Source organism: Devosia geojensis, from assembly GCF_000969415.1.
In the GTDB taxonomy this organism is placed as follows: domain Bacteria; phylum Pseudomonadota; class Alphaproteobacteria; order Rhizobiales; family Devosiaceae; genus Devosia; species Devosia geojensis.
In genome coordinates this window covers 1-5,683 of sequence record NZ_JZEX01000164.1, presented here as the reverse complement: position 1 = coordinate 5,683, position 5,683 = coordinate 1, and the positions used below count along the sequence as shown (strand labels likewise).

5 protein-coding genes are annotated in these 5,683 nt (G+C 66.5%); 1 reads left to right on the top strand and 4 read right to left on the bottom strand.

Going from position 1 to position 5,683, the window contains the following annotated elements; translation table 11 throughout:
- Positions 1 to 80: 80 nt before the first annotated feature.
- Entirely contained in the window at positions 81 to 1,397 is a 1,317-nt protein-coding gene (locus tag VE25_RS18825; protein WP_046110212.1) for a GH1 family beta-glucosidase, read from the bottom strand.
- Between the two features lie 151 nt (positions 1,398 to 1,548).
- Here VE25_RS18825 and VE25_RS18820 point away from each other — a divergent pair, with 151 nt between their 5' ends.
- Positions 1,549 to 1,992 (top strand): hypothetical protein, encoded by a 444-nt coding sequence (locus VE25_RS18820; RefSeq protein WP_052732086.1) that lies wholly within the window; start codon positions 1,549 to 1,551, stop codon positions 1,990 to 1,992.
- A gap of 208 nt (positions 1,993 to 2,200) precedes the next feature.
- On the opposite strand, the gene VE25_RS18815 is transcribed toward VE25_RS18820, so the two are convergent.
- The 3 genes from VE25_RS18815 to VE25_RS18805 form a co-directional block, all read right to left on the bottom strand.
- Positions 2,201 to 3,289 carry an Mrp/NBP35 family ATP-binding protein gene (locus VE25_RS18815; RefSeq protein ID WP_046110211.1) on the bottom strand — a complete coding sequence of 363 codons (1,089 nt, stop codon included), beginning with the start codon at positions 3,287 to 3,289 and terminating at the stop codon, positions 2,201 to 2,203.
- Between the two features lie 204 nt (positions 3,290 to 3,493).
- The gene (fsa, locus tag VE25_RS18810) at positions 3,494 to 4,147 is read right to left on the bottom strand and encodes a fructose-6-phosphate aldolase (RefSeq protein ID WP_046110210.1); all 654 of its coding nucleotides are present in this window, start codon (positions 4,145 to 4,147) and stop codon (positions 3,494 to 3,496) included.
- 104 nt (positions 4,148 to 4,251) lie between these two features.
- A complete protein-coding gene (locus tag VE25_RS18805; RefSeq protein WP_046110209.1) occupies positions 4,252 to 5,436 on the bottom strand; it encodes an amino acid aminotransferase in 1,185 nt (394 codons plus the stop codon).
- Positions 5,437 to 5,683: the final 247 nt, after the last annotated feature.

Genomic DNA, 5,683 nt, shown 5'->3' with positions numbered 1-5,683 from the left:
CCCCCACCCTCATTCCCTCCCCTCAAGGGGGAGGGAGGCCGATCGTGCTTGGGGCGATTCCCCACGCCGCCGGCCGCGTCTTACCGCGTGTTGTGCAGCATCCCCTGGAAGGCGCGGTAGCTGGTGCGGGGGGTGCGCTTTTGCGTGGCGTAGTCGACGTGGACGAGCCCGAAGCGCTTGGCGAAACCCTCGGCCCACTCGAAATTGTCCATCAGCGACCAGGCGAAGTACCCGCGCACGTCCGCGCCTTCATTGCGCGCGTCGAGCAGCGCCTTGAGGTGCGCTTCGTAATAGGTGACGCGGCGCGGATCGTCGTCCATGTCGACCTCGGCCATGCCGTTCTCGGTCACGTAGATCGGCAGCTTGGTGTAGTCGTTGGAAACGCGCACCAGCAGGTCCGTCAGGCCCTTGGGATAGATCTCCCAGCCCATCTCTGTCTTTTCCAGCGGCCCCTCGACGGCCTTGACCGGGAAGATGGTGTTGCCCGGATCGCGGGTCAGCAGCGAGCGCGAATAGTAGTTGATGCCGGCCCAATCGAGCGGCGTCGAGACCGTCGCCATGTCGTCTTCGAAGTTCGCCGGCAGGTAGGGCGCCAGGGCCTCGACGATATCGGCGGGATACTGCCCCTTGTAAACACCGTCGAGATACCAGCGGTTGAAGACGCCGTCATAGAGGTGGGAGGCGGCGGCGTCCGCTTCGCTGTCGCTTGCCGGCTCGCACTTCTGCAGATTGGTGACGATGCCGAGATTGCCGACGCCCTCGGCGCGCAGGGCCTTGATCGCCGAGCCGTGGGCGAAGAGCACGTGGTGCATGGCGCGCGCCGCCGCGCGGGCGTCGCGATAGCCGGGCGCGTGGATGCCGAGGTAATGGCTGAGGAAGGCCACGCACCAGGGCTCGTTGATCGTCGCGGTCGCGTGCAGGCGATCGCCGAATTTCCTGCCGATGAGCGCGGCATAGTCGGCGAGCCAGTTGGCGATATCGCGGTTCATCCAGCCGCCCTTGTCCTGCAGGGTCGAGGGCAGGTCCCAGTGATAGAGGGTGGCGAAGGGCTTGATGCCGCGCTCGATCATGCCGTCGATGAGGCGATCGTAGAAGGCGATGCCGGCGTCGTTGACGGCGCCCGTTCCTTCCGGAAGCAGCCGGGGCCACGAGAACGAGAAGCGGTAGCCGTCGAAACCGCCGTCGGCGATGAGGTCGAGGTCCTCGGGCCAGCGGTTGTAATGGTCGCAGGCGATGGTGCCGGTATCGCCCTTGTGGGTGTTGCCCGGGGTAGCCGAGAACGTGTCCCAGATCGACTGACCGCGGCCATCGGCCTGGCCACCCTCAATCTGGTAGGCGGCCGTGGCGCAGCCGAAAACGAAGTCGGAACCGAAATCCGAGCGCGAAAGCGAGAACATGAAACCTCCGGGGAGAAACGCGAGAATCCGGGCGCGATCCGGATTCGACCCTTTATGAAATCGATTGCATATCAGGCGACCGGATGGCTCGCAACCCGCGCTCTGGTCGCTCGTTGTGCTTGCATACCTGCGGCCGGAAAGGCACGAGCCCATGGACAACACCCAGCGCCTGCGGGACTTCTTCTTCGGCTACGGCCGGCTGATGGATACGGGCGTCAAGACCGGAAAGGTCGACGCAAAAGCGCTCGAAGCCTGCTTTGCCGAATACTTCGTCGGTGCCAGCCCTTTGGGCGTCATGGGCGGCGAGGCCGGAGAGGATTTCGCCGACATGATCGTTGCGGGCGTCGACAACTATCGGCGGATGGGCGCCACCGAATTCGTCGCCGAGGAGGTCGCGGTCACTCCCATCGACGCGCTCCACGCCATGGCGCGCGTCTTCTGGCTCTTCGGCTACAAGCGCCCGAGCGACGGCAAGACGGGCACCATCCGCTTCGAGAACGTCTACTTCGTCAGCCTCGCCGGCGGCGACCCGAAGATTTTTGCGTGGATCACGCCCGACGAGCAGGCGGCGCTCAAGGAGCACGGGCTGATGTGAGCGGCCTGGGAGCCACCGATGTCACCCCGACGAAAGTCGGGGCCCATCCTGAGATGTTTCACCAGCCGCAAGGTGTATGAACCGGACAGGACACCGCCCAGCCGCCCATTCGGTGCCAGTGGATGACGTCAGGGCTGGGTCCCGGCTTTCGCCGGGATGACAGCCGGTGGATGGGGCGCGATGGCGCACAGCCGCGATCCCCCAATCATCACCGATCATCCTGATGCTTCAGCGCCGGCAAATCTGCGAGCAGTTTTTCCACGATCGCCCGGAACGCCCGCGCTTCCGCTCCGTCCGGTTCGGCGACCATCACCGGCGTGCCGGCGTCGGAGCGCTCGCGGATGGACATGACGAGGGGGATTTCGCCGAGGAAAGGGATGCCGAGGTCGGCGGCCGCCCGCTGGGCGCCGCCGGTGCCGAAGATGTCGTAGCGCTTGCCGGTGTCGGGGGCGATGAAGTGGCTCATGTTCTCGACGAGCCCCAGGAGCGGCACGCCCATGCGGCGAATCATGTCGATGGCCTTGCGCGCATCGATCAGCGCCAGCTCCTGCGGGGTCGAGACGATGACGGCGCCCGACACCTCATTCTGCTGGAAGAGCGAGATGTGGATGTCGCCGGTGCCGGGCGGCAGGTCGACGACGAGGACGTCGAGCCCGCCCCAGTCGGTCTCGCGCAGCAGTTGGCGCAGCGCCGAGGTCGCCATAGGGCCGCGCCAGACCACGGCCTGGCCAGGCTCGAGCATGGCGCCGATCGACATGGCCTTGAGGCCGTGGGCCTCGTGCGGGGAAAAGATGCCGTCCTCGCGCACGGCGGGCTTGCCCTCGAGCCCGAGGAGGCGCGGAACGGAGGGGCCGTAGAGGTCGGCGTCGAGCAGGCCGACTTTGAGGCCCTCGGCAAGGAGTGCGAGGGCGAGATTGGCCGCGACGGTCGACTTGCCGACGCCGCCCTTGCCCGAGCCGACGGCGATGATGTGACGGACACCCGGCACCGGTTGCTTGGCCGGTGGGCCGGGGCGCCCGGTGGCCGCCGCCTGGCCGGTGGCGGGAGCGCGGTCCGAAGTCAGCGAGACCATGACCTTGCGGCCCTCGGCGACGGCCTCGGCGGCCTTCTGCGCCGCCTCGCGCGCGGGCCCGAAGGCGGCTTCCATGCCCGGGGCGACGGAGATGGCGAAGGCCACGGCGTGCGAGGTGACGATGATGTCGGAGAGCCCGCCATAGCCCGCCAGCGCCCCGCCGCCGGGAATCTCGACGGCCCCGAGGGCGGCTTTGATGCGGGCGGCGAGTTCGGTATCGGGCATGTGGAGCTCCGGAGGTCGAGCACCCTCCCCTCTCCCCTTGTGGGAGAGGGTGGATCGGCCGGAGGCCGAGACGGGTGAGGGGTTGGTCAGAAAGCCGCCGCTGCCGTTCGAGCCGCGGCACCGCTCCCCCTCATCCGGCGCTGCGCGCCACCTTCTCCCACGAGGGGAGAAGGAACCCTGGCCGAACCGACCGTTCAGCGATCCCTAGAGGATCGACTGGCCCGTGGACTTCCAGTCCTTGACGAAGTTCTCGAGCCCGCTGTCGGTCAGCGGATGGGCCGCAAGCTTCTTGATCACCGCCGGCGGGATCGTCGCGACGTCGGCGCCGGCGAGGGCCGCCTGGGTCACGTGGTTGGGCGAGCGGATCGAGGCGGCGAGGATTTCGGTCTCGAAGTTGTAGTTGTCGTAGATGGTGCGGATCTGCTCGATCAGCTCCATGCCTTCCAGGTTGATGTCGTCCAGCCGGCCGATGAAGGGCGAGATGTAGGTCGCGCCGACCTTGGCCGCCAGCAGCGCCTGGTTGGGCGAGAAGCAGAGGGTGACGTTGATCTTGATCCCCTCTTCCTTGAACGTCTTGGTGGCCTTGAGGCCGGCCAGCGTCAGCGGCACCTTGACGACGACGTTGGACGCGAGGGCAGCAAGCACGCGCCCCTCGGCGACCATGCCGTCATAGTCGGTCGCGGCGACCTCGGCCGAGACGGGGCCCGGCACGATTCCGCAGATTTCCTTGACGACTTCCTTGAAGTCACGGCCGGACTTGGCGACGAGCGAAGGATTGGTGGTCACGCCATCCAGCAGCCCCGCTTCATAGAGTTCGCGGATTTCGCTGATTTCCGCAGTGTCGACGAAGAACTTCATCGTTCCCTCCAAACTTCCTCAGGTTGGGCGCCGATCGGGGTCGGGGCCCGTTCGGGCGATCAATAGCACGGCTCCCCACAGCCGCAAGGCGAATTGACGGGATGCTATTTGATTGCCGCGATCAGGGCGTCGGCAAGGACGCCGACGCGATCTTCAGGGATGCCCGCCACGTTGATGCGGCTGTCCCCTATCATATAGACACCGTTGGTGACTTTTAAATGATCGACGGCCTCGCGCGGCAGCCCCAGGAGCGAAAACATGCCCCGGTGCTCGCCGATGAAGTCGAAATCCTTGGAATTCGAGCGCTGGCGGATCGCCTCGGCGAGTTTTTCGCGCAGGCGGATCATGCGGGCGCGGGTCAAGTCGAGCTCGGCCTCCCACTCGGCGCGCAGGTCCTTGTCCTCGAGGATGACGCGGATGATCTCGGCCCCGTGGTCGGGGGGCTGCGAATAGCTGGCGCGGATGATGTTCATCATCTGCGAGTTGGCGATATCGGCGCTCGCAGCATCGCGTGCGACGAGGATGGCGGCGCCCACACGCTCGCGGTAAAGCCCGAAGTTCTTGGAGCCGGAAAAGGCGATGAGCGCCTCGGGCACGCTTTCGACCACCTTGCGGGTACCGTAGGCATCTTCGGCGAGGCCATCGCCGAAGCCGAGATAGGCGAGGTCGATGAGCGGCAGCGCGCCGGTGCGGGCGAGCGAAGCGGCGACCGCATCCCACTGCGCGTTGGTCAGGTTCGCGCCCGTCGGGTTGTGGCAGCAGCCGTGCAGCAGCACGACATCGTCCCTGCCGAGCGCGTCGAGGGCGGCCAGCATCTCGTTGAACCGGACGGCGCGTGTCGCGGCATCGAAATAGGGATAGCTCGCGACCTTCAGCCCGGCGTTCTCGGCAATGGGCTGGTGGTTCGGCCAGGTGGGGTCGGAGAGCCAGATGGTGGCGCCCGGCCGGGCGCGGTTGACGAGCTGCATCAGCACCCAGAGCGAACCGGTGCCGCCGGGGGCTTGCGCGATGCGTACGCGATTGCGGGCCACCGCGTCGCCGAGGACGAGGTCGAGCACCGCCGCGCCGAAACCCTTGTTGCCGGAAATGCCGAGATACGTCTTGGTCTTGGCGCCCGAAAGCATCCGTTCCTCGGCTTTCCTCACCGCCGACATGATCGGGGTCACCCCGTTCTCGTCCTTGTAGACGCCGACGCCGAGGTCGATCTTGTCGGTGCGGGGGTCCGCGGCGAATTCGCCCATCAGCGCAAGGATCTTGTCGCCGGGGGCTTGGGTCAGGGTCTCGAACATGGTGCGGATATCGGGAGTTGAGCGCTTGAGGCAGGCGCCGTCTTTATAAGCGGCACCGGTGGATTTGCAATTGGTTTGGCGGCAGCCTCCCTCCCCCTCAAGGGGACGGACCGGAGGTGGGGGTCCATCGTGGCTCACCGAACCACCCCCCTCAATCCCTCCCCTCAAGGGAGAGGGAGGCCGATCGTGCGTATGGCGCCATCTTACCACACGCACAGGGTTCACCTTGTGGGGGAGGTGTGGGGGG

Bases quoted from the DNA above. Each gene is read 5' to 3' on its own strand.
- VE25_RS18820 (WP_052732086.1), top strand. From the start codon at position 1,549: ATGGACAACACCCAGCGCCTGCGGGACTTCTTCTTCGGCTACGGCCGG.
- fsa (WP_046110210.1), bottom strand. From the start codon at position 4,147: ATGAAGTTCTTCGTCGACACTGCGGAAATCAGCGAAATCCGCGAACTC.
- VE25_RS18805 (WP_046110209.1), bottom strand. From the start codon at position 5,436: ATGTTCGAGACCCTGACCCAAGCCCCCGGCGACAAGATCCTTGCGCTG.
- VE25_RS18825 (WP_046110212.1), bottom strand. From the start codon at position 1,397: ATGTTCTCGCTTTCGCGCTCGGATTTCGGTTCCGACTTCGTTTTCGGC.
- VE25_RS18815 (WP_046110211.1), bottom strand. From the start codon at position 3,289: ATGCCCGATACCGAACTCGCCGCCCGCATCAAAGCCGCCCTCGGGGCC.